The organism is Bradyrhizobium sp. CW1, from assembly GCF_023100665.1.
In the GTDB taxonomy this organism is placed as follows: domain Bacteria; phylum Pseudomonadota; class Alphaproteobacteria; order Rhizobiales; family Xanthobacteraceae; genus Bradyrhizobium; species Bradyrhizobium canariense_D.
Genome location: NZ_CP064684.1, coordinates 3,897,718 through 3,922,994, shown reverse-complemented (window position 1 = coordinate 3,922,994; position 25,277 = coordinate 3,897,718). Strand labels below are relative to the sequence as shown.

27 protein-coding genes are annotated in these 25,277 nt (G+C 64.9%); 6 read left to right on the top strand and 21 right to left on the bottom strand.

Annotation, left to right across the window (positions count from 1 at the left end; all coding sequences use genetic code 11):
* Nucleotides 1–16 precede the first annotated feature (16 nt).
* The gene (locus IVB54_RS19220; protein ID WP_018458021.1) at nt 17–1,033 is read left to right on the top strand and encodes an ATP-binding protein; all 1,017 of its coding nucleotides are present in this window, start codon (nt 17–19) and stop codon (nt 1,031–1,033) included.
* A gap of 157 nt (nt 1,034–1,190) precedes the next feature.
* Here IVB54_RS19220 and IVB54_RS19215 read toward each other — a convergent pair whose 3' ends face one another.
* Entirely contained in the window at nt 1,191–2,576 is a 1,386-nt protein-coding gene (locus tag IVB54_RS19215) for a LysM peptidoglycan-binding domain-containing M23 family metallopeptidase (protein ID WP_247777448.1), read from the bottom strand.
* Between the two features lie 109 nt (nt 2,577–2,685).
* Nucleotides 2,686–3,336 carry a protein-L-isoaspartate(D-aspartate) O-methyltransferase gene (locus tag IVB54_RS19210; RefSeq protein ID WP_026233485.1) on the bottom strand — a complete coding sequence of 217 codons (651 nt, stop codon included), beginning with the start codon at nt 3,334–3,336 and terminating at the stop codon, nt 2,686–2,688.
* A gap of 225 nt (nt 3,337–3,561) precedes the next feature.
* On the opposite strand from IVB54_RS19210, the gene IVB54_RS19205 reads away from it, so the two are divergent.
* Nucleotides 3,562–3,933 carry a response regulator gene (locus IVB54_RS19205; RefSeq protein ID WP_007590670.1) on the top strand — a complete coding sequence of 124 codons (372 nt, stop codon included), beginning with the start codon at nt 3,562–3,564 and terminating at the stop codon, nt 3,931–3,933.
* A gap of 35 nt (nt 3,934–3,968) precedes the next feature.
* Here the strand turns inward: IVB54_RS19205 and surE are convergent, their stop codons facing one another.
* The 12 genes from surE to IVB54_RS19145 form a co-directional block, all read right to left on the bottom strand.
* The gene (gene surE / locus IVB54_RS19200; RefSeq protein ID WP_018458025.1) at nt 3,969–4,736 is read right to left on the bottom strand and encodes a 5'/3'-nucleotidase SurE; all 768 of its coding nucleotides are present in this window, start codon (nt 4,734–4,736) and stop codon (nt 3,969–3,971) included.
* Nucleotides 4,737–4,837: 101 nt separating this feature from the next.
* Nucleotides 4,838–5,200, bottom strand: coding sequence for a hypothetical protein (locus tag IVB54_RS19195; RefSeq protein ID WP_018458026.1), 363 nt, complete (start codon nt 5,198–5,200; stop codon nt 4,838–4,840).
* Nucleotides 5,201–5,294: 94 nt separating this feature from the next.
* On the bottom strand, nt 5,295–6,626 hold the full coding sequence (gene serS / locus IVB54_RS19190; RefSeq protein ID WP_018458027.1) for a serine--tRNA ligase: 1,332 nt from the start codon (nt 6,624–6,626) through the stop codon (nt 5,295–5,297).
* Between the two features lie 198 nt (nt 6,627–6,824).
* On the bottom strand, nt 6,825–7,637 hold the full coding sequence (gene tatC, locus IVB54_RS19185; protein ID WP_018458028.1) for a twin-arginine translocase subunit TatC: 813 nt from the start codon (nt 7,635–7,637) through the stop codon (nt 6,825–6,827).
* The gene (gene tatB, locus IVB54_RS19180) at nt 7,634–8,188 is read right to left on the bottom strand and encodes a Sec-independent protein translocase protein TatB (protein WP_018458029.1); all 555 of its coding nucleotides are present in this window, start codon (nt 8,186–8,188) and stop codon (nt 7,634–7,636) included. Before tatB ends, tatC begins: the two co-directional genes overlap by 4 nt.
* An 88-nt stretch (nt 8,189–8,276) precedes the next feature.
* Nucleotides 8,277–8,513, bottom strand: a complete 237-nt coding sequence (locus IVB54_RS19175) for a twin-arginine translocase TatA/TatE family subunit (protein WP_007610722.1) — start codon at nt 8,511–8,513, stop codon at nt 8,277–8,279.
* A gap of 166 nt (nt 8,514–8,679) precedes the next feature.
* Entirely contained in the window at nt 8,680–9,432 is a 753-nt protein-coding gene (gene scpB / locus IVB54_RS19170; protein ID WP_018458030.1) for an SMC-Scp complex subunit ScpB, read from the bottom strand.
* A 21-nt stretch (nt 9,433–9,453) separates the two neighbouring features.
* Entirely contained in the window at nt 9,454–10,293 is an 840-nt protein-coding gene (locus IVB54_RS19165; protein ID WP_007590654.1) for a ScpA family protein, read from the bottom strand.
* Nucleotides 10,290–11,318: a beta-N-acetylhexosaminidase gene (gene nagZ, locus IVB54_RS19160; RefSeq protein WP_018458031.1), complete on the bottom strand. Its 1,029-nt coding sequence runs from the start codon at nt 11,316–11,318 to the stop codon at nt 10,290–10,292. The genes IVB54_RS19165 and nagZ overlap by 4 nt, the downstream gene beginning before the upstream one ends.
* A gap of 45 nt (nt 11,319–11,363) precedes the next feature.
* On the bottom strand, nt 11,364–12,938 hold the full coding sequence (locus IVB54_RS19155) for an SPOR domain-containing protein (RefSeq protein ID WP_026233486.1): 1,575 nt from the start codon (nt 12,936–12,938) through the stop codon (nt 11,364–11,366).
* Between the two features lie 139 nt (nt 12,939–13,077).
* Nucleotides 13,078–14,868 (bottom strand): arginine--tRNA ligase, encoded by a 1,791-nt coding sequence (argS, locus tag IVB54_RS19150; RefSeq protein WP_018458033.1) that lies wholly within the window; start codon nt 14,866–14,868, stop codon nt 13,078–13,080.
* A 9-nt stretch (nt 14,869–14,877) separates the two neighbouring features.
* Nucleotides 14,878–16,086: a deoxyguanosinetriphosphate triphosphohydrolase gene (locus IVB54_RS19145; protein ID WP_026233487.1), complete on the bottom strand. Its 1,209-nt coding sequence runs from the start codon at nt 16,084–16,086 to the stop codon at nt 14,878–14,880.
* A gap of 134 nt (nt 16,087–16,220) precedes the next feature.
* Here IVB54_RS19145 and erpA point away from each other — a divergent pair, with 134 nt between their 5' ends.
* Complete coding sequence (erpA, locus tag IVB54_RS19140) at nt 16,221–16,550, top strand: iron-sulfur cluster insertion protein ErpA (RefSeq protein WP_007610737.1); 330 nt, start codon at nt 16,221–16,223, stop codon at nt 16,548–16,550.
* Between the two features lie 9 nt (nt 16,551–16,559).
* On the opposite strand, the gene IVB54_RS19135 is transcribed toward erpA, so the two are convergent.
* Nucleotides 16,560–18,890, bottom strand: a complete 2,331-nt coding sequence (locus tag IVB54_RS19135) for an ATP-binding protein (protein WP_247336748.1) — start codon at nt 18,888–18,890, stop codon at nt 16,560–16,562.
* 133 nt (nt 18,891–19,023) lie between these two features.
* On the opposite strand from IVB54_RS19135, the gene xth reads away from it, so the two are divergent.
* Nucleotides 19,024–19,821 carry an exodeoxyribonuclease III gene (gene xth, locus IVB54_RS19130; RefSeq protein WP_007610740.1) on the top strand — a complete coding sequence of 266 codons (798 nt, stop codon included), beginning with the start codon at nt 19,024–19,026 and terminating at the stop codon, nt 19,819–19,821.
* A 15-nt stretch (nt 19,822–19,836) separates the two neighbouring features.
* Here xth and IVB54_RS19125 read toward each other — a convergent pair whose 3' ends face one another.
* Together IVB54_RS19125 and ilvD are read right to left on the bottom strand one after the other, a co-directional pair.
* Entirely contained in the window at nt 19,837–20,658 is an 822-nt protein-coding gene (locus tag IVB54_RS19125; RefSeq protein ID WP_026233489.1) for a tetratricopeptide repeat protein, read from the bottom strand.
* Nucleotides 20,645–22,369, bottom strand: a complete 1,725-nt coding sequence (gene ilvD / locus IVB54_RS19120) for a dihydroxy-acid dehydratase (protein ID WP_027518135.1) — start codon at nt 22,367–22,369, stop codon at nt 20,645–20,647. Before ilvD ends, IVB54_RS19125 begins: the two co-directional genes overlap by 14 nt.
* 700 nt (nt 22,370–23,069) lie before the next feature.
* On the opposite strand from ilvD, the gene IVB54_RS19115 reads away from it, so the two are divergent.
* Nucleotides 23,070–23,336 carry a hypothetical protein gene (locus tag IVB54_RS19115; RefSeq protein ID WP_247336751.1) on the top strand — a complete coding sequence of 89 codons (267 nt, stop codon included), beginning with the start codon at nt 23,070–23,072 and terminating at the stop codon, nt 23,334–23,336.
* On the top strand, nt 23,336–23,557 hold the full coding sequence (locus IVB54_RS19110) for a hypothetical protein (RefSeq protein ID WP_085353205.1): 222 nt from the start codon (nt 23,336–23,338) through the stop codon (nt 23,555–23,557). The genes IVB54_RS19115 and IVB54_RS19110 overlap by 1 nt, the downstream gene beginning before the upstream one ends.
* A 26-nt stretch (nt 23,558–23,583) precedes the next feature.
* Here IVB54_RS19110 and IVB54_RS19105 read toward each other — a convergent pair whose 3' ends face one another.
* The 4 genes from IVB54_RS19105 to IVB54_RS19090 all read right to left on the bottom strand — a co-directional run bounded on the left by IVB54_RS19105 (nt 23,584) and on the right by IVB54_RS19090 (nt 25,217).
* Nucleotides 23,584–24,153, bottom strand: coding sequence for a hypothetical protein (locus IVB54_RS19105; RefSeq protein WP_247777447.1), 570 nt, complete (start codon nt 24,151–24,153; stop codon nt 23,584–23,586).
* A gap of 156 nt (nt 24,154–24,309) precedes the next feature.
* Complete coding sequence (locus IVB54_RS19100) at nt 24,310–24,612, bottom strand: hypothetical protein (protein ID WP_247296609.1); 303 nt, start codon at nt 24,610–24,612, stop codon at nt 24,310–24,312.
* 66 nt (nt 24,613–24,678) lie between these two features.
* Nucleotides 24,679–24,891: a hypothetical protein gene (locus IVB54_RS19095; RefSeq protein ID WP_018458043.1), complete on the bottom strand. Its 213-nt coding sequence runs from the start codon at nt 24,889–24,891 to the stop codon at nt 24,679–24,681.
* 149 nt (nt 24,892–25,040) lie between these two features.
* Nucleotides 25,041–25,217: a hypothetical protein gene (locus tag IVB54_RS19090; protein WP_018458044.1), complete on the bottom strand. Its 177-nt coding sequence runs from the start codon at nt 25,215–25,217 to the stop codon at nt 25,041–25,043.
* Between the last annotated feature and the right edge of the window lie 60 nt (nt 25,218–25,277).

The following is a 25,277-nucleotide window of genomic DNA, read 5'->3' as shown; positions in this document are numbered from 1 at the left end:
CTCAGGAACTTCGGACATGCCCCAAAAACCAAGCAAAAGCCCGGCCGGCAAAGGCCCTCGCACCCCTGCCGCGAAGGCAGCCGGCGTCGCGGCAAAACGTCCCAAGGTGGCCCTCAAGGCGGCTTCCAAGACGATTTCCAAGACGACGTCCAAGACGAACCAAAACGTCTCCCAGCAGCGCATCGTTCGCGCGCTGGAGACGATTGCGGCGCACCTCTCCGCGCAAGGCAAGCCCGCCGCCGAACGCGAGTCGTTCAAGCAGGCGGATGCTTTCGTCTGGCACCCGGACGGCCGCCTTGCGGCGGTGCCGCGGGTCAGCCGCGTCGAAATGTTCCTGCTCAAGGGCGTCGACCGGATGCGCGACATCCTGATGGAGAACACCGAGCGTTTCGCCAACGGATTGCCCGCCAACAACGCGCTGCTCTGGGGCGCGCGCGGCATGGGCAAGTCGTCGCTGGTGAAGGCGGCGCATGCCAGCATCAACGCGGAGCGCAAACCGGCCGACAGACTGAAGCTGATCGAGATTCATCGCGAGGACATCGAGAGCCTCCCCGCCCTCATGGAACAGCTTCGCGCCTCATCCTTCCGTTTCATCGTGTTCTGCGACGACCTCTCGTTCGACGGCAATGATGCGTCCTACAAATCGCTCAAGGCGGTGCTCGAAGGCGGCATCGAGGGGCGGCCGGAGAACGTCATCCTCTACGCCACCTCCAACCGCCGCCATCTGCTGGCGCGCGAGATGATCGAGAACGAGCGCTCGACCGCGATCAATCCCGGCGAAGCCGTCGAGGAGAAGGTCTCGCTGTCGGATCGCTTCGGTCTCTGGCTCGGCTTCCACCGGTGCAGCCAGGACGAATATCTCGCCATGGTGCGGGGCTATTGCAGCCATTTCGGCGTGAAGATCGACGATGACGCCCTGGAACGCGAGGCACTTGAATGGTCGACGACGCGCGGCTCGCGCTCGGGCCGTGTCGCCTGGCAGTTCGTCCAGGAGCTTGCGGGACGGCTCGGCGTCAAGCTGGCGGCGACGTAGCCACAGTCATAGCCCAACCCAAAACTGTCATCGCCCGCGAAAGCGGGCGATCCAGTATTCCAGAGACGGTTGTGATCGATCGAGAGGCCGCGGCGTACTGGGTCGCCCGGTCAAGCCGGGCGACGACAGCTTCAGTTGGGAGACAATGTAGGCCTCATCACGCCCCGTTCAGGAATTGAAGCGGATCAACCGGGCTCGATCCCTTGCGGATCTCGAAGTGGAGCTGCGGCGACGCCACCTCCCCGGATTGACCCGACTTGGCAATGACCTGGCCGCGCTTGATGGTATCGCCGCGCTTCACCATCAGCTCACTCGCATGGGCATATGCGGTGACGTAGCCGTTGGAGTGCCGAACCAGGACCAGATTGCCGTAACCTTTCAGCTCGTTGCCGGAATAGGCAACGACACCGTCTTCGGCCGCCTTGACCGGCGTGCCCTCGGGCACCGCGAGATTGATGCCGTCGTTGGATTTGCCATTGGTCTTGGCGCCGTAGCTCGTGACCACCTTGCCGCGCACCGGCCAGCGGAAAGTCGGCAGCGCGCTGGTGGTCTCCGCAGCTTTCGCGGGAGTGTCCGCGGCCTTGTCTTCGACGTTGGCGGTGGCCTGGGCCAGGCGCGCGCTCTGCACCGGCGCGGCGACGGCGGCCATCTTGGTGGCGGGCGCAGGCGCGGCAGCAACCGGCTGCAGCGTCCCCGCGACGGGAGCGGCTCCGACCGGAGCCGCGGCAAGCGGTGCTGCGACAGCGGCGGTCTTGGCCCCGGGCACGGCCAGCCTGGCGCCGAGCTTGAGTTTTGCAGAGGGATCGAGGCCGTTGGCGCGGGCCAATTCGGCCGCCGAGATATGGTTCTTGCGGGCAATGCTGGCGAGCGTGTCGCCGTGGTTCACGAAGTGCGTGCTTGACGGCGCGGCAACGGCCGCAACCGGCTTCGCAGCGGGCGCTGGGGCAGCGGCAACGGAAGACATGAGCGGCGCGGGCGCAGCCGCCGTAGCTTGGTGCGGAATGATCAGTTGCTGGCCGGGCGAGAGCGCGCGCGGCCCCTTATAGCCGTTGGCGGCGAGGATCGCCTGCGGCGTGACGCGATAGCGTTTGGCAAGCAGGTCGAGCGTATCGCTGGTGCCGACGATGATCTTGGTTCCGCCGACCGGCTGGGCGGCTGCAACCGAGCGTGGCGGCACGGTGGCCGTGGTCTCGAGATGCGGCTGCGCCGGGGGTACGTAGGAGCCCACGCCGCGTCCGCCTCCGGACACACCGCCTGCTGCAACGGGGTAGGATTGCGGCGTGGATACCGCCGGCGGCAAAGGCTGCGACTGATAATAACCGGACTGCGTCTGCGGCCGCGAATATTGCGGCAACTCACGCTGCGGCGGCGGGGCCTGCTGCACCGAACCGGTCGATTCCTGCGCGAAGGGATTGGAGAAGTTCGACTGGGACATGCGCGACGACATGTCGGCGCTGCACCCTGCGAAGCTGAAGGAGATCAGCGCCAGCACCGCGACCTGCGGCACACGGCGCGAGTAAAGCAACTCGGCGGCAACGGACATGGTTACTCACTCGTACGCAACAGAACTGGTGTTTTAAGTAAACACGCGCCGAGTAAATAACGGCTTAACCCTCCCAATAAGATGTTGGCAGCGCAGCCAATCCGGAATTCTACAGCTCCCGCGCCACGCCGGGCAGCGCCGGCACGAAGCGGACCTCGACGAGTTCCTTGCGCTCGATCCCGGCTTCGGTCCGGCTCAGCCGGATCAGCGTCTGCACCCCCTGATGCGGGCCGACGGGCGCGATCAGGATGCCACCCACCTCCAGCCGCTCGACCAGGTTCTCCGGGAGCTGCTCCATCGCGGCCGTGACGATGATGCGATCGAACGGGCCAATATTGGGGGGCAGATTGAGTCCGTCGCCCAGCATCACCTCGACGTTGTGATAGTTGAGTTTTTCAAGCCTGATACGTGCGGCATCCGCAAGCTTGCGGTAGCGCTCGACCGTCAACACCTGGCCGGCGAGCCGCGACAGCACCGCCGCCTGGTAGCCCGAGCCGGCGCCGATCTCGAGGACGCGGTGCTTCTTCTGAAGCTGGAGCTGCTCGGTCATGTAGGCGACGACAAAGGGCTGGCTGATGGTCTGCCCGCAGGCGATCGGGAGCGCGCTGTCGCGATATGCGCCGTCCCGATCGGCGTCGTCGACGAATTGATCGCGCGGCACCTCCTCCATGGCCCTCAGGACCGCCTGGTCGCTGATGCCCCGACGCCTCAGCGTGAGCTGAAACATCATCTTTTCCGGCGGGTGCTGATGGGGGGTCATTGCCTGCTTGTGCTGTGTTTGCGGTCCGGGACGCCCAACCCGGGCGCGAGATTCCTGTTCCGGCTCAGGGAACCCATGATAGGCTTCGGATGGCGTAGTTGACCATAAATTGGCTTGCAACGGGCGAGCCGCGATGGCCATTTTCAGGCATCCGTTCGTCGAAACGCGCATTGCGTCGATTCATGTTATCTGCGAACGTTTTTGGCAATGGGCAAGGACTCGACCATGACCGCGACGGGGCTTACTGGCCGCTCTGTATTCCTCGTCGAAGACGAGGTGATGATCAGGATGATGGTCGCGGACATGCTCGAAGAGCTTGGCTACAAGATCGCAGCCGAGGCGGGCGACATCACCGAAGCCATGCGGCTCGCCCAGGCAACCGAGTTCGACATCGCCATTCTCGACGTCAACGTCAACGGCAAGGTCATCTCGCCGGTCGCCGATGTCATCAAGGCGAAGGGCTGCCCGTTCATCTTCGCCACCGGATACGGTTCCTCGGGCCTGCCCGAGCAGTACCGCGATCGGCCGGCGCTTCAGAAGCCATTTCAGCTCGACGCCCTCGGCAAGACCATCGAAGCCGCGCTTCGCGGCGGCTAGGCCCCATTCCAGGTCGGATTACTTCAGCGTCGGACTTACTTCAGCGTCGCACTCAGCGCCTCGGAAAACGCCTCGTTGGTCCGGTCGAGCCTGAGCGGCGTGACGGAGACGTAGCGTTCGCGGAGCGCCGCGAGATCGGTGCCGTCGGCCGGCGTATCCATCATCGCGGTGCGCTCGAAGCCGATCCAGAAATACGGATTGCCACGGCCGTCCCTGCGCTCGTCGATCCTTAGGAAGCCGAGATTGCGCTTGCCTTGCCGCGTCACGCGGATGCCCAGCACATCCTCCGGCGCGCAGGCCGGGAAGTTGACGTTGATGACGGTGTCCTTCGGGATGCCGGCGGCGATCACCTTGCGCAGGATGTCGGGCCCGAATTTGCGGGCCGTGTCCCACAGCGGCCGGTCGCGGGTCTCCACGCTGAACTCCTGCGACAGGGCGAAGGACGGCAGCCCCAGGATGGTGCCCTCCAGCGCACCGGCGATGGTGCCGGAATAGACCACGTCCTCGGCGACGTTGCGGCCCTTGTTGACGCCGGACAGCACGACATCGGGCAGCTTGGCGCCGAGGATGTGGCGCGCGCCCATGATGACGCAGTCGGTCGGCGTGCCGCGCACCCCGAAATGCCGCGGACCGACCTCGCGCAGGCGCAGCGGATCGTTGAGCGACAGCGAATGCGACACGCCGGACTGGTCGAGCTCAGGCGCGACCACCCAGACGTCATCGGACAATGCGCGCGCGATCTCCTCCAGGACCTTGAGGCCGGGGGCGTGGATGCCGTCGTCATTGGTGCAGAGAATGCGCATGGGAAAGGTCGATTCCTGAAGCGGGTCTGAGCCGTCTTATCCGGCCGGGGCCGATCAGGCAAACCGGCCGACCGGGCGGCACCCGGTCGCCGGCTTGGCGGTTATCGGCGAACTCGCCATTGCGGCAGAAAGCGCGCAAGCCGGCCCTCCGCGTGCAATCTCATCGCCGGCACGACCGGGCTCACCATCGGCGCCTCAATCACGCCGAGCGCCTCCAGCTGCGCGACGAATGGGTCCGGCACCGGCGCCTGCGGAAAGCGTTCGCGTGCCAGCGACAGTGCCTGGTCGAAATCCGCGGCATTCACACCGGGCTTGGCGCGCCGGCTCTGGACCAGATCGTCGTCCCAGAGCCGCGTGATCGCGATGTCGAGCACGCCACGCAGCCGCTGATCGACGGCCTGGATACCGGCACCCGTCACCGCCCATTGTCTGCCGACCCAGAAGATATCGCGGTGCAAGGCCATGAACGATCGGTTCGCGTTGTCGGGTGGCCGGCAGGATAACCGGCCGCCCGATCTTCGCAACCAAACGTTTCTCCGTTTCAGATTGGCGGCACGCCTAGTCGCGTGCGACCACCTTCAGCCCGCCCATATAGGGCTGGAGCACGCTGGGGACCGCAATCGAGCCGTCCTCTTGCTGATAGGTCTCCATCACGGCGATCAACGCGCGGCCTAGCGCTGTGCCGGAGCCGTTGAGCGTGTGCACGAACCGCGGCTTGCCATCGGGGCCGCGCGAGCGCGCGTCCATCCGGCGGGCCTGGAAATCGCCGCAAACCGAGCAGCTCGAGATCTCGCGGAATGCCCCGCCGTCGCCCTGACCCGGCATCCAGACCTCGATGTCATAGGTTTTTTGCGACGAGAAACCCATATCCCCGGTGCACAGCGTCATCACGCGGTAATGCAGCTCGAGCCGTCGCAGCACTTCCTCGGCACAGGCGAGCATGCGCTCGTGCTCGTCCTTGCTCGTCTCCGGCGTCGTGATCGAGACCAGTTCGACCTTGGTGAACTGGTGCTGCCGGATCATGCCGCGGGTGTCGCGCCCTGCGGCGCCCGCCTCCGCGCGAAAACACGGCGTCAGCGCAGTCAGCCGCATCGGCAGCTGCTTTTCGTCGAGGATGGATTCTCGGACGAGATTGGTGAGCGCCACCTCCGCGGTCGGAATGATCCCGAGACGCTCGGTCCGGAGCCGCTCATGGTCGGGCGCGGCGAGCAATTCGCCCTTGATCGCCCAGAACTGGTCGTCCTCGAACTTCGGCAATTGTCCGGTGCCGAACATGATCTCGTTGCGCACGAGCAGCGGCGGATTGATCTCGGTATAGCCGTGCTCGTCAACGTGTAGATTCAGCATGAACTGGCCGAGCGCGCGTTCGAGCCGCGCCAGTCCCTTCTTCAACACGACGAAGCGCGCGCCGGAGAGTTTCGCTGCGGTCTCGAAATCCATGTCACCGAGCGCGGCGCCGAGATCGTCATGGGGTTTTGGCACGAACGCGTAGTTGCGCCTGTTGCCGAAGACATGGCGCTGCACATTGCCGTGCTCGTCGACACCATCGGGCACCTCGCCGAGCGGCAGATTGGGGATCGCCGCCAGCTCCTTGGCGAGCTCCTCGTCGGCAGCCTTCGCGGTCGCCTCGAGCTCCGGCATGGTGGTCTTGAGCTCGGCGACCTCCGCCATCAGCTTCGCCGCGCGCGCCTCGTCCTTCGTCTTCTTGGCATCGCCGATTTCCTTTGAGGCCGCATTGCGCCGCGCCTGCGCCTGCTCGGAAGCCAGGATCGCCGCACGCCGGGTCTCGTCGATCGCAAGCAGCGACGCCGACATCGGCTTCAGGCCGCGTCGTGCGAGGCCGGCGTCGAAGGCTTGCGGGTTGTCGCGGATCGATTTGATGTCGTGCATGGCCGTGGTCCTGGGGCTTGTTGCAACCCTGCAAATCCTGGATTTGCATTTATGCAAATGGCTGCTTCCCCTAGCACGGCTGTCATCGCCCGCGAAAGCGGGCGATCCAGTATTCCAGAAACATCACTGATTCCCCATAGGCCGCGGCGTACTGGATTCCCCGCTTTCGCGGGGAATGACACCGGAGTATGGGGCGCCCTACTCTGCCGGATTGGCCGGCGTCGATACGTCGGTGCCGCTAGAGGCTTGCGAAGCTGCAGCCTTCTTCTCCACAATTCCCACCGCGATGATCGAGCCCTCGTAGAGCGCGAGCAAGGGAATCGCGAGCGAGCACTGGCTGAGCACATCGGGCGGGGTCAGAACGGCCGCGATGACGAAGGCAACGACGATGAAATAGCGGCGCTTCTCGCGCAGCATTTTAGACGTGACGATGCCGATGCGCCCCAGCAGCGTCAGGATCACCGGAAGCTGGAAGGCGATGCCGAAGGCGAAGATCAGCGACATCATCAGCGACAGATATTCGCCGACCTTGGGCAGCAGCTGGATCTGCGCGGTCTCGTCACTGCCGGCCTGCTGCATGCCGAGCGAGAAGCGGACCAGCATGGGCAGCACGACGAAATAGACCAGTGCTGCGCCCAGCACGAAGAAGAACGGGGTCGCGACCAGATACGGCAGGAAGGCCTGCTTCTCGTGCTTGTAGAGTCCGGGAGCGACGAACTTATAGATTTGTGTCGCGACGATCGGGAACGAGATGAAGCCGGCGCCGAACAGCGCGAGCTTGAGCTGGGTGATGAAATATTCCAGCAGCGCGGTGTAGATGAATTTCGAGTTCTCGGGACCCGCGATCCACACGAACGGCCAGACCAGCACGTTGTAGATCTGCTTGGCGAAGAAGAAGCAGAAGATGAAGGCAATGCCGAAGCCGAGCAGCGCTTTGATCAGCCGCGAACGCAGCTCGATCAAATGGTCCATCAGGGGAGCTTTGCTGGCCTCGATATCGGCGGCGCTCATGACGCTTTGGCGCCCTTAATCGCCTCGGCCGGCGCAGTGTCCTGGGTGACCGAATCTTGCGTGACCGAACCTTGAGCGACCTGCGCCTGCTCGACCTCACGGGTGATGGCGAGCGGCTCGTTCACGGCCGCATGTGCCTCGGCTTCCACGAAGGTCTCCGGCGTCGGCGCTTCCGGCGTGGTGGGCGTCGTCAGCGCTTCGCTTGAAGTCGCCGACGGTTCGACAGCGGTGGAGATCGAGGTCTCGGCGGGTTTGTCCAGTGCATCGACGCGGAGCGCGTCGCTGACGTCTTTCTGGAGCGAGGTCATCAAATTGTTGCCGGCGAAGCCGGAAGCCGCTTCCTTGACCTCGTCGAAGCTCTTCTTGAGGTCGGCCATTTCGGCCTCGCGCATCGCTTCCTGGAATTGGCCCTGGAATTCGGCGGCCATCTTGCGCGCCTTGCCCATCCACTGCCCGACCATGCGCAGCACGCCCGGCAGCTCTTTCGGGCCGATGGCGATCAGAGCCACGACCCCGATCAGGACCAGTTCACTCCACCCGATGTCGAACATGAGGTCTTCCGTTCACGCCAGCCGCAGCCGGCCCAATCCCTCGCGCGCAGGATCGGGTCCGCTACCCGCGTCTCGCGTGCTCTCTGGCTCAGACGGCCTTGCTGCCGACGTCCGACCGTGCCGCGGTCGGCGCGGCATTGTTGTGCTCGATGGACTTGGCCGGCTCGGGCTTGTCGGCGACCTTGTCGTCGTCCTGCATGCCCTTCTTGAACGCCTTGATGCCCTGCGCCACGTCGCCCATCAGATCCGAGATCTTGCCGCGACCGAACAGCAGCAGGACCACTGCGATCACCAGGACCCAGTGCCAAATGCTGAGTGAACCCATCCTGCAACCCTCCAAACGCGCATGGCCGGGGACCGGCCGATCTTCACCGAAACCTAGGCTTGGCAGGTGTCAAAAACAAGGACCAAGGCAGCGCCAATTCGCTGTTGGCGCTGCGTAATTTTGCTAGTGTTAACTGGTCGCAGGCGGCCGGTAAAAGGCCGGGACGTCAGTCCTCGCTGCCACCCCCGCCCCCCTCATGGCCGCCTTCCGGCGGCGTCTCGGGCTCGACCGCGGGCGCCAGCGCCAGATCAAGGTCCTCGCCCGGCTCCAGCGGATCCTCGTCTTCCCGCAAAGTCGGGTCATCCGACGGCGTCGGCACGCTGAATCCGGTCGGCAGGCGCGAATCCAGCAGGCCCGTGCCCTTCAGCTCCTCCAGGCCCGGCAAATCGCCGAGCTGTTCCAGAGTAAACTGCGACAGGAAGTCCTCGGTGGTTCCGAAGGTCAAGGGACGGCCCGGCGTCTTGCGACGACCGCGCGGCTTGATCCAGCCGGTTTCCAGCAGCACGTCCAGCGTGCCCTTCGAGGTGACGACGCCGCGGATCTCCTCGATCTCGGCGCGCGTCACCGGCTGGTGATAGGCGATGATCGCCAGCACTTCGATCGCGGCGCGCGACAGGCGGCGGGTCTCGGTGCTCTCGCGGGTCATCAGCCAGGCGAGATCGCCCGCGGTACGGAAGGTCCATTTGTTGGCGACCCGCACGAGATTCACGCCGCGCAGGGAGTAGTCGGCCTGCAACTGCTCGAGCGCGGCCTTCACGTCGACGCCCTCGGGCATGCGCTTGGCCAGCGTCGCGGTGTCCAGCGGTTCATTCGAAGCGAACAGCAGCGCTTCCAGCAGCCGCAATTCTTCGGGACGTGCCTGGGACTCGTTCTCCATCGGCTCGGCCTCTTCTACCCGCACTTCAGCCAGGCTTGCCATGGCAGATTCTCCTTGTTGCACTTAAGCGACCGGCGCATCGGGCGCAGGAGCTGCGTCCATGACCGGCTTGGGGCGCCCCTTCCGGAAATAGATGGGCGCAAACGCCTCTTTCTGATTCAGCTCGAGCTGACCTTCGCGCACCAGCTCGAGCGCAGCCGCGAAACTCGAGGCGAGCACCGTCGCGCGCTGCGTCGGATCGGCGACATGCTGAAGCAGAAAATCGTCGAGAACGCCCCAATCGTCTTGCTCGCTGATGCTTCCGACGAGCCGCTCCAGCGTGGCGCGCGCCTCGGCAAGCGACCACACCGTGCGCTTGGCCAGATGCACGCTCGCCAGCACGCGCGACTGGCGCTGCGCGGCATAGGCGGTGAGCAGGTCATAGAGCGTTGCCGTGTATTTCGGATGCTTGATCTCGGCGATCTGCTCGGGCTCGCCGCGCGGGAAGATGTCGCGCAGCAATTGCTGCCGGTTCATCAGCCGGTTGGCGGCTTCACGAATCGCCTCCAGCCGGCGCAGGCGGTTGGCGAGCGCCGTCGCCATCTGCTCCGCGCTCGGGCCTTCCGCACTCGGCGGCTCCGGCAGCAGCAGACGCGATTTCAAGAAGGCGAGCCATGCCGCCATCACGAGATAGTCGGCGGCGAGCTCGAGGCGGATCTTTCGCGCGGCTTCGATGAAGTGGAGATATTGGTCGGCGAGCGCCAGGATCGAGATCTTGGCGAGATCTACCTTCTGCTGCCGCGCCAGTGCGAGCAGCAGGTCGAGCGGACCTTCATAACCCTCGACGTCCACCACCAACGCCGGCTCACCCTCGGCGAGCTCTGCGGGCCGCCCGGTTTCAAACGATAGGATTTCTGCGGTCATGCCGATGCCGTGTTTGCCCGTGCGATCAATGCCTCCAGTTCGGCGCGCGCGGCCGCGCGATCGAACGGTTGCGGTCCTTTACGCGCAGCGAGCGCGGCGTTCGCCCGCTCCAGCGCCCTGCCCGCCAGTTCGGGTGTCTGGCCGGCGACCTCACGCATTTCCTCGATGTTGCCGTTGCAATGCAGGGCCATGTCGCAGCCGGCCGCAAAAATGGCGCGGGTCCGTTCGGCGATGTTGCCCGACAGCGCGTTCATCGACACGTCATCACTCATTAACAAACCCTGGAACCCGATTGCGCCGCGAATCACCTCAGCGATCATTGTCGCAGATGTCGTCGCCGGATGGGCGGGGTCGACCGCGCTAAACACAACATGTGCAGTCATGGCCATCGGCAAATCCGCCAAAGGCTTGAATGCCGCGAAGTCGGTGCGATCCAGTTCGTCGCGCGACGTGTCGACCGTCGGCAGATTGAAATGGGTATCGGCCGTAGCTCGGCCATGGCCGGGGATGTGCTTGAGCACCGGCAACACGCCACCCTGTTCCAGGCCCTCGGTGACCGCGCGGGCGATCGCGGCGACCTTTCCCGGTTCGGTGCCGTAAGCCCTGTTCCCGATGACGGCGTTGGCGCCAGCCACCGGCACGTCGGCCAGCGGCAAGCAATCCACGGTAATGCCGAGATCTGCGAGATCGCAGGCGATCAGCCGGGCGCTGAGGCGCGCCGCGGTCAGCCCGAGCGCCGAATCAGTATCGTAGAGGCCTGCGAAAATAGCGCCCGGCGGATAGACCGGCCAATGCGGCGGCGTCAGGCGCTGCACCCGCCCACCCTCCTGATCGATCAGGACAGGGGCATCAGCGAAACCCGCAACCGCCCGCAATTCCGCAACGAGTGCAGCAACTTGAGCCGGCGTCTCGACATTGCGCTTGAAGAGGATGAAGCCCCACGGGCGTTCGCTGCGGATAAACTCCCGCTCGGCGGCGGTTAGTTCCGTTCCGGAAACGCCGGTAATGAAGGCCCGCGTGCTCATACGGCCGATTAACCCTGACCCGCGAGAGGGTCAAGGAAACGGCCGTTAATTCCTCTGGACGAAGCAGGCAGACAGGCCAGCGGATTTCAAACTGTTGCAGGCCTGGTTCGCCTCTTCGAGCGATCCGTACGGCCCAGCGAAGGCGCGGTAGACGATTCCCTTGCCCTTGTCGGTCAGGTCGACCCGCTTGACCACGGGTGCGCGGGAGCCAAGCACGCTGCCGTACTTGCTCTGAAGCACCCGGTACGAGGCGTGGGCGCTATCCTCGGTCTGCTGCGAGGAGACCTGCACGACGTAGCCGCCGCCACCGCTGCTCGCGGGCGCAATTTGCGTCGGATTGGTCGCAGCCATCCGCTGCGGTGGCTCCGCGGCCGGCGCCGATTGCGGCGCAAGCGAGAGCGGCTGATTGGCACTGGCATTGGCCGAGGTCGGCGGCGTGCGTGGTGCAGCTGGTGCCGCAACGGGCTTCGGGAGAGCTGTCGGCTTCGCGGCCGTGGTCGCTTGCGACGCGGTGGCGTCGGTCTGATCGCCCTTCACGGCCACGGTCCTGATCGCGCGCGGCGAATTGTTCGGCAGCGTGCCGTTGCTCGGATTCGGGCCCGCACTCGACAGCGGAATGCTGGACGGCGACACGCTCGCGACTGGCGGCGGGTTCGCGTTCTGGTTCAGCGCCGGGAACACCACGCGGGGACCTCCCGCCTTGGCGTTGACGTCGACAGGCGCCTCCTCGCGCGGCACGATCTTCTCGGCGCCATCTCCGGTGACCATGCGGTCCGGTACCTTGGCCGAGGAGTCCGACGGCGCCGGCACGATTTTGGTCGGCGTGTTGTCGGCCTTGATGATCGGCGGCTCGCCGCTGCGGGGCGAGCCCACATAGGTCTTGTAAGCGAACGCAGCGCCGGTCCCGACCACGGCAAGGGCCAGGATCGCCGCGACGGTCATCATGCCGCCGCGCTGCTTCTTCGGCTCGTCGAGATCGGCCTCGGGATAGTCGCTCTGGAACGCGTAAGGATCGTCGGGATAGGCGGGATCGCGCTGATAGTCCTGCTCGCCCGCCTCCAGCCGTCCGTAGAGCGCCTCGTCGTAGCGCGCCGGATCGGGCTGCTGGTGGGCTTGCTCCTGGTAAGCCTGATCGGGCTGCTGATATGCCTGATCCTGATAGGCCTGCCCCTGATGGGTGCGAGCTTGATAGGCCTGATCCGGATAGGCCTGCGGCTGACGATAATCAGGTTCAGGCTCGGGCGCAGTCGGCTGGGCTGAATAACGATGCAGTGGATGAACCGGGTTTACGGAAGCGGGATAGGCAGGCTCAGCTGGCACCGTCTGCGGCTGCACATTGGCGCGCCGCATCCATGAGGGTGGCCCGGGCGGCGGCGGGGCCTGGTCGGCATAGTCCTGCTGGCCATCGTCCTGGCGATAGTCGTCGTCCTGATAGCTCTGGGCAGGCGCAGGTGCTGCAGGCGGGTGCACGCCCGGCCGCCCTTGCGCTGCGAACGGATCGGTCTGCCCGATCAGGCGGGCAAGTTCGGCCAAGGGATCACCGCTCTCCGCCCTCCCATGCTGATCGCCACCGCGATAGTCATCGGAAGGAAACGGTCTGTCCTGATATCGTTCGGCCATCGTGATGATGCGTCCCTTCGGGAAAGCCGCGCGCCCCTCGACCAAGGCGCGGCTTTCGACCCACAAGGCTTTCAACCAAGTCTAAGCGATCCGGCTTCTGCCGGTTACCCCCGAAATCCCTTAAGTAGTTCGCCCCAAACTACCGCATCTCGTCCGGAGCATGGACGCCGAGGATGGCGAGGCCCGATGCCAGGACAGAGACGACGCCCTGGACCATGGCCAGCCGCGCCTTCGTTAGATCTGCATCATTATTGATAATGAAGCGTAAATAGGGCAAATCGCGCCCCTTCGTCCAAAGTGCATGAAATTCGCTGGCTAAATCATAGAGATAGAAGGCAATTCGGTGCGGCTCGTGGGCGGTTGCGGCCGCTTCCAGCATGCGCGGAAATATTGCGAGCCGCTTAAGAAGGTCGAGTTCAGCCGGGTCCGACAGCCGTTCCACCGCCGACTCACCCAGCCAGGCGATGCGCTTTTCCGTTTCCTCCGGGAGTTCCGGGAACACCTCGGCCCGGGCGTTGCGGAAGATCGAGTGGCCGCGGGCGTGGCCGTACTGCACGTAGAACACCGGGTTGTCGCGCGACTGTTCCATGACCTTGGCGAGGTCGAAGTCGAGCACCGCGTCGTTCTTGCGGTAGAGCATCATGAAGCGGACGGCGTCCTGGCCGACTTCATCCACCACCTCACGCAAGGTGACGAAGTCCCCGCTCCGCTTGGACATTTTCACCGGCTCGCCGTTGCGCAGCAACTTCACCAGCTGGACGATCTTGACGTCGAGCGCCCCCTTGCCGGAGGTGGTCGCCTTCACCGCCGCCTGCATGCGCTTGATGTAGCCGCCATGGTCGGCGCCCCAGACGTCGATCATCTCCGCGAAACCACGATCGAACTTGTTCTTGTGGTAGGCGATGTCGGCGGCGAAGTAGGTGTAGGAATTATCCGACTTGATCAGCGGGCGATCGACATCGTCGCCATAGGCGGTCGCCTTGAACAGCAACTGCTCGCGATCTTCCCAATCCTCGGTCGGAGCCCCCTTTGGGGGCGGCAGACGGCCCTGGTAGACGTCGCCCTTGGCGCGCAGGAAATCGATGGTCTCGGCGACCTTGTTGTTGCCGGCGTTCTGTAGCGAGCGCTCGGAGAAGAACACGTCGTGGCGGATGTTGAGCGCGGCGAGATCATCCTTGATCTCGTCCATCATCATCGCGATCGCCTTGGCGCGCACCGTCCGTAGCCACGCGCCCTCGCTCACGGCGAGGAGCTTGTCGCCGTGCTCCTGCGCCAGCGCCTGCCCGACCGGCTTCAGATAGTCGCCGGGATAAAGGCCTTCCGGCATCGCGCCGATGTCTTCGCCGAGCGCCTCGCGATACCGGAGGAACGCGGAGCGGGCGAGCACGTCGACCTGCGCGCCGGCGTCGTTGATGTAATATTCGCGCGTGACGTCACGGCCTGCGAATTCAAGCAGGCTCGCCAGCGCATCGCCGAACACGGCGCCGCGGCAATGGCCGACATGCATCGGTCCGGTGGGGTTGGCGGAGACATATTCGACGTTGACCTTGGAGCCGCCGCGGACGCGGCCGTAATCGGCGCCCTCGCGCAGCACGGTCCGTAGCGCCTCGGCCCATGCGGCCGGCTCCAGCGTCAGGTTGATGAAGCCTGGACCTGCGACGTCGACCTTGGCGATCAACGGGTCCGCGCGCAGCCGTTCGGCGATCTGCTCGGCGAGGTCGCGCGGCTTTGCCTTTGCCTCTTTCGCAAGCACCATGGCTGCGTTGGTCGCCATGTCGCCATGGGAAGCATCGCGCGGCGGCTCGACCACCACGCGCGAGAAATCGATGCCCTCGGGCCAGTTGGCTTCCGCCGCGAGCGCGCGGCAGACCGCGTGCACGCGTGCGAGCACGTCGGCGAACAGGTGCAGTGCTGAGGATGTGTCGGGCATGGGCGCCGCCTAACGCAAATCCGGGGTCGAGTCAAAGAGCCGCTGGTGCTCGGTCAGGGCGAAACGGTCGGTCATTCCGGCAATGAAATTCCCGATCCGGCGGGCCCGGTCGCCCTCGTTGTCCGCCTCCGCCCCGACCAGCCATTCCGGCGGCAGCTCGCCGGGCGAGGTGAGGTATTTTGCGAACAGGTCGAACAGGATCTGTTCCGCCTCGCCCATCACCCGCATGACCCGCTTGTGGCGGTACATGTGCTGATAGAGAAAGCGCTTGATGGCGGCCTCCTCCTCGGCGACCGCGGCGGGGAATGCGATCAATGCCCGGCTCTGCTGGCGCACGTCCTGTGCGGATTGCGGTTTCACGGCGGCAAGGTTTATCTGGGCCTCGGCGAACACGGCACCGATCAAGTGTGAGATCAGCTCGCGCACCAGCTCGGCGCCGCGCCTGACGTCTTCGAGATCGGGGTAATGCGCAGAAGTCTCGGCGATAATCTCCGCGGTCAGCGGCATCACCTTGAGGTCGTCGAGGTGAAACAGGCCGGCGCGCAGACCGTCGTCGATATCGTGGGCATCATAGGCGATGTCGTCCGCGATCGCGGCGACCTGTGCCTCCAGCGAGGCGAAACTCCACAATTCGAGATCATAGATCTTGATGTAGTCGGCGATGCCGACGGGAACGCCGCGCTCGCGATAACGCCCGGCCGGCGCACCGCTGCGATCGGTCAGCGGGCCGTTGTGCTTGACGATGCCCTCCAGCGCTTCCCAGGTCAGGTTGAGCCCGTCGAATTCGGGATAGCGCTGTTCCAGGGCCGCAACGACGCGGAGCGTCTGGGCGTTGTGATCGAAGCCGCCAAAATCCTTCAGGCAGGCGTCCAGCGCCCGCTCGCCGGCGTGCCCGAACGGCGGATGGCCGAGATCGTGGGCGAGCGCCAGGGTTTCCGTGAGGTCCTCGTCCAGCCCGAGCTGCCGGGCCAGCGCGCGGGCGATCTGCGCCACCTCCAGCGAATGGGTCAGCCGGGTGCGGTAGTGGTCGCCCTCGTGGAACACGAACACCTGGGTCTTGTATTTCAGCCGGCGGAACGCGGTGGAATGGATCACCCGGTCGCAATCCCGTCGAAACGGGCTGCGGGTCCGGCTTGGCGGTTCCGCGACCAATCGGCCGCGACTGCGCTCGGGATCGCAGGCATAGGGCGCGTGGGGGGCAGCCATTCCGACGGACACGGCGAATTTAGTCTCTATCCATTTGATTCTGCGTATGGTGGCACTTAACTATGCCGGACGCGGGATACCAACTGAATAGGGCACGTGACCTTCAGGTGACCTTGGTGTGACCGCGGGCCTATCGGAGACGAACGATGACGACTGACGTGACCATCAGTGACAAGGCCGCACGCCGGATTGGGGAGATCCTCAAGGGCGAAGGGTCTGGCGCGATGCTGCGGATCTCGGTCGAGGGCGGAGGCTGTTCCGGCTTCCAGTACAAGTTCGACATTGACCGTGCCCGCACTGACGACGATCTCGTGATCGAGCAGGACAATGCGGTGGTGCTGGTCGATTCCGCCTCGCAGCCGTTCCTGGCGGGGTCGCAGGTCGATTTCGTCGACGATCTGATCGGCGCCTCGTTCCGCGTCAACAATCCGAACGCCACGGCGTCCTGCGGCTGCGGGACCAGCTTCTCGATCTGACGTCGCCGGCTAGGCGCCGGTCATCTGCCTTTCCTCGTCCGTCCACTCCACGTCGACCGACATGAGCTCCGGCTGAAGTGGTGCGTCTCCCGCCATCACATGTCCATCGAGCGCGCGCAGCAGCGCCGCCAGCAGCGCGGGTTTGCGTAGCGGCTTGGCCAGGAAGTCCGACATGCCGGCCTCGCGGCAGATCTTGACGTCCTCGGGGAAGGCATTGGCGGTGAGCGCGATGATCGGCAAGGATTCGAATCGGCCACCTTGCGCACGGATCGCCCGGGTTGCGGCAAGGCCGTCCATGTCGGGCATCCGCACGTCCATCAGCACGAGATCGTAGTCTTCCTCCGAGGCCGCCGCGACGGCCTCGACGCCGTCGGTGACGACGCGCAGCTCGACGTCGAAGGCCCCTAACATCTTGCTCACGACCATGCGGTTGACGGCGTCGTCCTCGGCGATCAGCACCCTCAGCGGTCGGTCGAGACTCGCGATACGCGCCTTGAGGTAGTCGGCTTCGTCGCGGTCGGCAATGTAGTCGGATGCCTTCTCCTGGCTCCAGGGCAGCACCAGCGTGAAGCTGAATGTCGAGCCCTCGCCCGGCGTCGAGGTGACGCCGATGGTGCCGCCCATCTGTTCGATGATGCGCCGGGAGATCGCAAGCCCAAGCCCGGTCCCGCCGAAGCGGCGGCTGATCGAGGCGTCGGCCTGCGCGAAGTCGGAGAAGAGCTGGCCAAGCTTCTCGGGGGCGATGCCGATACCGCTGTCGGTCACGCTCCATTCGACGGTGGCGAGCAGATCGCGGCGGGCCTGACAGACGGCTGCGATCGTGACTTCGCCTTGGTCGGTGAACTTCACCGCGTTGGATGCGAGGTTGAGCAGGACCTGGCGGATACGCGCGACATCGCCGCGCAGCGTCGGCGGCAGGTTCGGATCGAGCTTGACCTTGACCGCGAGCCCCTTGCTCTTGGCACTCGCGCGCACGACGGTCGCCAATGTCTCTACCAGCGCCTGCGGCGCGAAGTCGATCACCTCGAACGCGAAGCGTCCAGCCTCGAGCTTGGAGAGGTCCAGGATGTCGTTGAGGATGCGCTGGAGATTGTCGCCGGACTCGCGGATCGTGGTGACGGCCTCGTGCTGCTCCGGATCGAGTTTTGTCTCCAGCAGCATGCTGGCAAGCCCGAGCACGCCGTTCATCGGCGTGCGGATCTCGTGGCTCATCACCGCGAGGAAATCCGATTTGGCGCGGCTCTCGGCCTCGGCCTTTTCCGCGCGCCAGCGCTCGGTCACGTCGCGGCCGAAGCCGCGATAGCCGAGGAATTGACCGTCGCGGTCGTAGGCCGGCTTCGCGGTGAGCGACCACAGCCGCGCCTCGCCGCCGGCGACGACCTTGAGGTTCATCTCGTGCAGCGGTTCGGCGTGCTCCATCAGGCCGACGACATTGTAGGCCGCGCTCTTGTCTTCGGGGCACAGCATGTCGAGCACGTCGGCGAAATGCGAGCCCTTCAGCAAGGGCAGTGGCAGCTGTGCGACCGCGGCGAAGCGCTCGGGCACGTCGACCAAATGCCCTTCGGCGTCGGTCTGCCACAGCCAGTCGCTGGCGTTCTCCTGAAAATCTTTCAGCAATAGTGAGATGATCTCGGTCTGGCGCTCGAGCTCAAGCTGGGCCTTGAGATTGCCAAGGAACAGATTGCCTTGCGAGACGATGTTGCGCGCCATGAAGAACGCGAACAGCAGCAGGAACACGGCGGTCACGAGGTAAGGCCCGGTGCCGCATAACAGCAACGCACCGGCGCAGGCGATCGTCGTCGTCGCGAGATAGACAAGGCCCGCACGCGGGAAGGTCGAGAGCGTGAAGGCACCGCCGGACATCATGCCGACCATAAGGCAGGCCAGAATGAGCTGGCTGGTCGGCTCGATGCGGCTGAACAGCGCGACCGGCAGCGTGCCCCAGATTGCGGCGAGGAAAAACGCCTGCCGCAACATCTGCCGCACGGCACGGGGCGAGACTTCTTGCGCCGGGCTCTGGTGGGAGCGCCGCCACGCGCGCACCGCGAGCGAGGCGGCGGTCGCGAGGGTCATGCCCCAGATCGCGAGAAAGTCGTTCCAGCCACGACCCCAGAACAAAATCAGCACAACGGCGACGTTGAGCATGGTGACGGCCATCGTCACCGGGATCAGGCGTATCACCGCGTCGATCTGCTTGGCACGGATGCGGCTCAGCTCGCGCTCGCTGAGACCGGCGGTCAGGCCGTCCTCGATCTCGTAGCCGCCGAGCCAGTACAGGAACGCGCCGATCAACCCGTCGCGGGGCTCGGTTCGCTTCATGGCTTTGTTCGGCCGTCCCATTCGAAAAACCTTTTCACGATCAATGGCCCGGGCCCGACTTAAGCCGGGTTAATTTTGTGGGAGATTTCGCAGCGTCCTTGACGGGCGCGTTTGCATTTTGTTCTAACCATGGCCCCTGCCCGGAGCCGCCAAGATGCCCATCAGAATAGCCACCTGGAACGTGAACTCGGTCCGGCAGCGCATCGATCTCCTCCTGACCTGGCTGAAGGAGTGCCAGCCGGACATCGTCTGCCTCCAGGAGATCAAATGCGTCGACGAGGCCTTCCCGCGGCTGGAGATCGAGGCGCTCGGCTACAACGTGGTCACCCACGGCCAGAAGACGTTCAACGGTGTCGCTCTGCTCTCGAAGCTCCGGTTCGACGAGACCAAGTCGGGGCTGGCCGGCGACGACGAGGACGCCCATGCTCGCTTCCTCGAAGGCGTGGTGACGCTCAAGTCCGGCGTGCTGCGCATCGCCTGCCTCTATCTGCCCAACGGCAATCCGGTCGGCACCGAGAAATATCCCTACAAGCTCAAATGGATGTCGCGGCTTCTTGAGTATTCGAAGGAGCGCCTCAAGACCGAGGAGCCGCTGATCCTCGCAGGCGACTTCAACGTTATCCCGCATGCCCGGGACGTCCATAATCCCGCCGCCTGGACCGAGGACGCCCTGTTCAAGGCCGAGACGCGGGAGAGTTTTCAGTCCCTGCTCGGCCTCGGCCTGACCGATGCGCTTCGGGCCGTCACCGACGAGCCCGGGCTCTACACTTTCTGGGACTACCAGGCCGGCGCCTGGCAGAAGAACCACGGCCTGCGGATCGACCACCTTCTGCTGTCGCCACAGGCCAGCGACCGGCTCGCCAATGTCGGCATCGACAGCTATGTGCGCAGCTGGGAGAAGCCGTCGGACCACGTGCCGGTGTGGGCGGATCTCGATCTTGAGGCGGCGTGAGGCCGCCTCAACCCATCACTCCCGTCGACCCTGCACCCATTGCTCCAGCATCTGCAGGCACATGGCGCGATCGTCGTCGGAGGCCTTTGCGAAGGCGCGGTTGTAGTTTTCCTTGATCCAGGTCTCGTCGCTGCCGGCGCTGTCGCGCGCCAGCGTCAACCACATCAGGCCGCGGGCGGCCTGCCGCGGCAGGCGGTCGCCGTTGAACAGCATCTGGCCGAGCAGCGCCTGGGCCTCGTGCTGGCCCTTCTGCGCGGCGAGCCCAAGCCAGCGCGCGCCGTAGCGGAAATCCTCGCGCGAAGCGTCCGGCGTCTTCAGGTACAGGCGGGCGAGATCGTATTGCGCATCCGCATTGCCGAAATAGGACGCGGCATAGGAAAACATCTCCCGCGCCCGCTCCTGGTCCGGCTTGACCTTCGAATTCGGGATGCCGCTGAGATAATAGCGGCCGAGCGCCACAAAGGCGTTGGCGACGATCTGCGCCTGCGGCGCGGACGGGCTGTCTTCGGCGTGCGCGTTGGCGATGCGGGTGAAATACTCGAACGCACGCACATCGTCCTGGGCGACGCCGTCGCCATTGGCGTACATGCGGCCGAGCTTCCACTGCGCGATGGGGTGGCCACCCTCCGCGGCATATTGCAGGGCGCTGAGCGAGGTTTCCTGGGGCACGACTGGCGGTACATTGCGCACCTTGCCTGCTGCGCCCGGCAAGGTCGTGACCACCGGGATGGTCGCATCCTTCTGGCTGACGGGTGCGCCGTCAAAGGCGAGAGCCGGCGCGGCCAGCGCGGCAGCCCCCAACACAAACGCAACGATGGTACGCCTAGATGTCCGCATAGCACTGTTTCTCGTGCGCGCCGCCCGGATGGGTCACTGCCCCACCGACCGCTGGTCCAACCTGCTGAGCATATTTCCAGAGCGCGCCCGTCGTGTGGTTAGTCGCGCGAGCGGTCCATTTGGTCTTGCGTTGGGCAAGCTCCTGGTCGCTCAATTTTACGTTAAGGGTACCGGCGACCGCGTCGATTTCGATGATATCGCCGTCCTCCAGCAACCCGATCGGGCCGCCGATGGCGGCTTCCGGCCCGACATGGCCGATGCAGAAGCCGCGGGTGGCGCCGGAGAAGCGGCCGTCGGTGATGAGCGCGATCTTGCCGCCCATGCCCTGGCCGGTCAGCGCCGCGGTGGTCTGGAGCATTTCCCGCATGCCGGGACCGCCCTTCGGCCCCTCGTAGCGGATCACGATGACTTCGCCTTCGCGGTAGGTGCGCTTCTGGACGGCCTCGAAAGCATCCTCCTCACGGTCGAAGCACCTGGCCGGACCGGTGAACCTGAGGTTGGACATTCCCGCGACTTTCACGATCGCACCTTCTGGCGCCAGATTGCCCTTCAGACCGACCACACCGCCGGTGACGGTGATGGGCTTGTCTGCCGGGTGCACCACGTCCTGGTGCGGATTCCACTTCACGCTTTTGAGGTTTTCGGCGATCGTTCGACCGGTGACGGTCATGCAGTCACCGTGGAGAAATCCGTTGTCGAGCAGCGTCTTCATCAGAAGCGGTATGCCACCTACTTCAAACATGTCTTTGGCGACATAACGGCCGCCTGGCTTCAAATCCGCGACGTACGGTGTCTTTTTGAAGATTTCGGCGACGTCGAACAGGTCGAACTTGATGCCGCACTCGTGCGCGATTGCCGGCAGGTGCAGTGCAGCATTAGTCGAGCCACCGGACGCGGCGACCACGGCGGCGGCATTCTCCAGCGCCTTGAGGGTGACGATGTCGCGTGGCCGGATGTTTTGGGCGATCAGCTCCATGACCTGCTCGCCCGCGGTCATGCAGAAGGCGTCGCGAATTTCATAGGGTGCCGGAGCACCGGCCGAGTACGGCAAGGCCAGCCCGATCGCCTCGGAGACGGTCGCCATCGTGTTGGCGGTGAACTGCGCGCCGCAGGCACCCGCCGAGGGGCACGCCACGCGCTCGATCTCGTCGAGGTCCTCGTCCGACATTGCGCCGACCGAGTGCTTGCCGACGGCTTCGAACATGTCCTGCACGGTCACCTGCTGGCCCCGGAAATTGCCGGGCAGGATCGAGCCGCCATAGATGAAGATCGAGGGCACGTTGAGACGGACCATCGCCATCATCATGCCCGGCAGCGACTTGTCGCAGCCGGCCAGGCCAACGAGAGCGTCATAGGCGTGGCCGCGGATCGTCAATTCGACGGAATCGGCGATGCATTCGCGCGACGGCAGCGAGGAGCGCATGCCGTCATGCCCCATGGCGATGCCGTCGGTCACGGTGATGGTGCAGAACTCGCGCGGCGTGCCGCCGGCGGCTGCGACGCCCTTCTTCACCGCCTGCGCCTGGCGCATCAGGGAGATGTTGCAGGGCGCGGCCTCGTTCCAGCACGAGGCGACGCCGACGAAGGGCTGGTGGATCTGGTCGGTGGTCAGACCCATGGCGTAGAGGTAGGAGCGATGGGGCGCGCGCGCAGGACCTTCCGTCACGTGACGGCTCGGCAGCCTCTGCTTGATGTTGCTCTTCGCGTCCATCGCAAACCAGTTTCCCCGGCCAACCCTTTCAGACCCGAAAAATCAGAGCCAAGATTTGAATCGACCTTTTGAATCGACCTTGGGGATTTCCGTCGTCTTCCAGGATCACCGCTGCCGCTAAAATATTCGAGTGATTTTATTCATGTTCGGGTGTGGCCAAAAAGCGGCGTCGATGCGAACGGACAGAGAAGATGGTTAAATCCGTGACGAGTGTTGCACGGACGGCACAATCGTGGCCGTGAGGACACGATCGAGCTTACTGCGATACCCCCGGCGGGAGGACAATCCCACAACTTCAAGTTTCCGGTGCGTGCCTGCGTTGCAACTTCGGCGCGACGACGAGGCGCAGCCAAGGTGAGTCGGCGCTTCATCATCTCCCCGCCTGTCCGGACGCGCCGCAAGGGCGCTGCGTCCAGGCCACAGATCGAAGTGTTGTGCACACTCTCTCCACATCGTCTTTGCGAGCGGAGCGACTTGTCCGCCGAAGCTTTAGCGAAGGCGGAAGCAATCCAGAATCCTCCGCGGAAAGACTCTGGATCGCTTCGCTGCGCTCGCAATGACGGAGCAAGGGGCAGCAATCGCCATCCGCCAATGCAGATTCAACTTGCAGACACGCTTCGCGTTCTCGCGGCTGATTCCGCCCGAGCTTTGCTTCGTCGCTTCACCCTCTTGTCCAAGAGGGCGCAGGGTACCCGCTGTCGTGCTCGCCGGCGTGGGCAGCCTGATCGCGGTGCTCGACCATGCGCACGGGCTGATGACGAAACTGTCCATCGCCGTCGTGGTCTGCGCCTGGGTCTGGATCGTCTGTCGATCGCGGACGCGCGGCTTGAAAATCCGATCGTCCGTGCTGGCTGCAATGTGCGCCGCGACCGTTCTGACCGCGACGGCCGCGCTGTGGCCGGTGATGGGGCCCGCCGTCTTCCACACCCGCGGTGTCGCCAAGAAGCCGAAGCCTCCGGCCGGCTGATGGACGCAATCACAATCTTCGGACTGCTGTCGGTCAGTGCGATGCTGCTGTTTTACGCGCTCGAGCCGCGCGGACCGCATTTCGTGCTGGCCTTCGCGGCAGCTTGCGCGCTCAGCGGGGTCTATGGCTTTCTCCAGGGCGCCTGGCCGTTCGGGTTTGTCGAGACGGTTTGGACAGCGGTCGCCTTGCAGCGCTGGGCAAAGGTCCGGTTATCGGCATGACCGGACTTCAGTGCCTTGGTTGGCGCTCAGGCGTTCCGCATCGCGCGCCCGAACGGATCGGCCAGACGGACGATCTCACAGGCGGCGACGAGGCCGGCGAGCCAGATGGCGCTGGTCAGCCCGATCCGGGTCACGATGGCGGCGGTGAAGGCGCCCTCGCCGCCCAGGACCGGCGTCGCGGCGAACTCATAGACCGCGTAGGCGGCAACGAATGCAATCGCAAGCATCAGCGGCGTGCGGCCTTGCGGCAGCCTACGGAGGACCGTCGATGCTGCTGCGGTCGATAGCAGCGCAGCAGCGCCGATGACGAAGCCCCAGGCGATAGTGCTGGGGTCGATCGGATAGTGCAGCGCGCCGAAGCCGATGCCCCGGTTCACCAGCCAGGCGCCGGTGACGACGAGCAGCGCCGGACGCAGCGGCAGCATGGCGGCGGCGACAACCGCGCAAGCCGCAAACGGCGTGGCACAGGCGAATGCAAAGCTTGCCAGCGCGCATGACACGATCAGCAGCGCGAAGCCGAACAGCGGCGCAAGGCGCGCCGCGACCGGGGTAAGGCGGAAACGGTCGCGGAGGGGCGGCAGGATTGGACGGGGCATGGATGAACTCATGCCGACGATCCTAGCACATTTGCACCTGCTTGGATCACCTCCCGCGGCAGTTCAACTGCCTCATCAGAGGTCCCGACGGATGGTGACGCGCGCCCTCTTGCCCTCAGCTGGCTGCGCTCGGCCCTCTTCTCCTTAAACGGCGGGCTACGCTCGCCCTCTTGGGCGCTGGGCCTGAGCCCAGGCCGCGGTGACGTCGCGCGGCGGGACGTCGACGCGCCGGATCGGCGTCAACTCGCCGGAGGCGGAGATGATCGCGGTCTCCTCGCGGCGGCAGCGCGGGCAAACGAAGCGGACCTCGTTCGGCGAAGCCGACCAGCTCGAACGTCTTACATTGGCGGCCATCGGCCAGGCTGCGCAGTGAGAGCATGACACCAGGAACCGACCGGGATCGAGCATACCCATTCCAAAGGACTCCGCGTCCTGCCATCCCTTCAATGATTGATCCATGTGAATCGTTCCGGTGCCAAAACACCGTCGAGACACCATCGGCCCCGAACCAGGAGGCGGAGCCGCTCAGCGGGCGCCCTTGAGCGTGCACGACGTGCTGCAGGTGACCGTGTTGCCGTGGTCGCACGCCTTGCAGGCGGCAACGCACTGGGTCATGTCGCGGGGATTGAAGGAAGTGTAGTTCCGCATCGCGCAGACCGGGGTCGAGCCGGTGATCTCCTGCTCCTGGTTGCAGGCTGCCGTCATGAGTCCAAACATGATGACCGCAAAAAGGCGCATGGGATCGCCCTGTTAGGCACGACAAAACAATCTCGCGAGGCGCGCTGCACCGCAGCGAGCCCCGGCATTTCCACAGCGGGAAATCACCGGAGGCGTCCTCGCATCTGCATTGAGGATGCGCGCCAAGTGTTAAGAACGGATTGCCGGCGTCAGGCCGCAGCTTGGCTCGCTATGGCCTGCCGCATGTCCACCGCCAGCTGGCGATACCGCTCCGAGAGCTTCAGATAAAACTCACGCTTGGTGCTGTCGGTGGCGAGCCTGGCGATCAGCTCGCATTCGGCGGTGAGCGTCTCGAACCGTTCGAGCCTGTTCTCAAGTTCTGTCATCGGCGTGTCCCCATCAAACGCCTCAAGGACACCAAACCTAAGCCCGGGAAATAGGTCACT

Excerpts from the sequence above, each read along its gene's own strand:
- IVB54_RS19220 (WP_018458021.1), top strand. The coding sequence starts at position 17 with ATGCCCCAAAAACCAAGCAAAAGCCCGGCCGGCAAAGGCCCTCGCACC.
- IVB54_RS19215 (WP_247777448.1), bottom strand. The coding sequence starts at position 2,576 with ATGTCCGTTGCCGCCGAGTTGCTTTACTCGCGCCGTGTGCCGCAGGTC.
- IVB54_RS19210 (WP_026233485.1), bottom strand. The coding sequence starts at position 3,336 with ATGACCCCCCATCAGCACCCGCCGGAAAAGATGATGTTTCAGCTCACG.
- IVB54_RS19205 (WP_007590670.1), top strand. The coding sequence starts at position 3,562 with ATGACCGCGACGGGGCTTACTGGCCGCTCTGTATTCCTCGTCGAAGAC.
- surE (WP_018458025.1), bottom strand. The coding sequence starts at position 4,736 with ATGCGCATTCTCTGCACCAATGACGACGGCATCCACGCCCCCGGCCTC.
- IVB54_RS19195 (WP_018458026.1), bottom strand. The coding sequence starts at position 5,200 with ATGGCCTTGCACCGCGATATCTTCTGGGTCGGCAGACAATGGGCGGTG.
- serS (WP_018458027.1), bottom strand. The coding sequence starts at position 6,626 with ATGCACGACATCAAATCGATCCGCGACAACCCGCAAGCCTTCGACGCC.
- tatC (WP_018458028.1), bottom strand. The coding sequence starts at position 7,637 with ATGAGCGCCGCCGATATCGAGGCCAGCAAAGCTCCCCTGATGGACCAT.
- tatB (WP_018458029.1), bottom strand. The coding sequence starts at position 8,188 with ATGTTCGACATCGGGTGGAGTGAACTGGTCCTGATCGGGGTCGTGGCT.
- IVB54_RS19175 (WP_007610722.1), bottom strand. The coding sequence starts at position 8,513 with ATGGGTTCACTCAGCATTTGGCACTGGGTCCTGGTGATCGCAGTGGTC.
- scpB (WP_018458030.1), bottom strand. The coding sequence starts at position 9,432 with ATGGCAAGCCTGGCTGAAGTGCGGGTAGAAGAGGCCGAGCCGATGGAG.
- IVB54_RS19165 (WP_007590654.1), bottom strand. The coding sequence starts at position 10,293 with ATGACCGCAGAAATCCTATCGTTTGAAACCGGGCGGCCCGCAGAGCTC.
- nagZ (WP_018458031.1), bottom strand. The coding sequence starts at position 11,318 with ATGAGCACGCGGGCCTTCATTACCGGCGTTTCCGGAACGGAACTAACC.
- IVB54_RS19155 (WP_026233486.1), bottom strand. The coding sequence starts at position 12,938 with ATGGCCGAACGATATCAGGACAGACCGTTTCCTTCCGATGACTATCGC.
- argS (WP_018458033.1), bottom strand. The coding sequence starts at position 14,868 with ATGCCCGACACATCCTCAGCACTGCACCTGTTCGCCGACGTGCTCGCA.
- erpA (WP_007610737.1), top strand. The coding sequence starts at position 16,221 with ATGACGACTGACGTGACCATCAGTGACAAGGCCGCACGCCGGATTGGG.
- IVB54_RS19135 (WP_247336748.1), bottom strand. The coding sequence starts at position 18,890 with ATGGGACGGCCGAACAAAGCCATGAAGCGAACCGAGCCCCGCGACGGG.
- xth (WP_007610740.1), top strand. The coding sequence starts at position 19,024 with ATGCCCATCAGAATAGCCACCTGGAACGTGAACTCGGTCCGGCAGCGC.
- IVB54_RS19125 (WP_026233489.1), bottom strand. The coding sequence starts at position 20,658 with ATGCGGACATCTAGGCGTACCATCGTTGCGTTTGTGTTGGGGGCTGCC.
- ilvD (WP_027518135.1), bottom strand. The coding sequence starts at position 22,369 with ATGGACGCGAAGAGCAACATCAAGCAGAGGCTGCCGAGCCGTCACGTG.
- IVB54_RS19110 (WP_085353205.1), top strand. The coding sequence starts at position 23,336 with ATGGACGCAATCACAATCTTCGGACTGCTGTCGGTCAGTGCGATGCTG.
- IVB54_RS19105 (WP_247777447.1), bottom strand. The coding sequence starts at position 24,153 with ATGCCCCGTCCAATCCTGCCGCCCCTCCGCGACCGTTTCCGCCTTACC.
- IVB54_RS19100 (WP_247296609.1), bottom strand. The coding sequence starts at position 24,612 with ATGGATCAATCATTGAAGGGATGGCAGGACGCGGAGTCCTTTGGAATG.
- IVB54_RS19095 (WP_018458043.1), bottom strand. The coding sequence starts at position 24,891 with ATGCGCCTTTTTGCGGTCATCATGTTTGGACTCATGACGGCAGCCTGC.
- IVB54_RS19090 (WP_018458044.1), bottom strand. The coding sequence starts at position 25,217 with ATGACAGAACTTGAGAACAGGCTCGAACGGTTCGAGACGCTCACCGCC.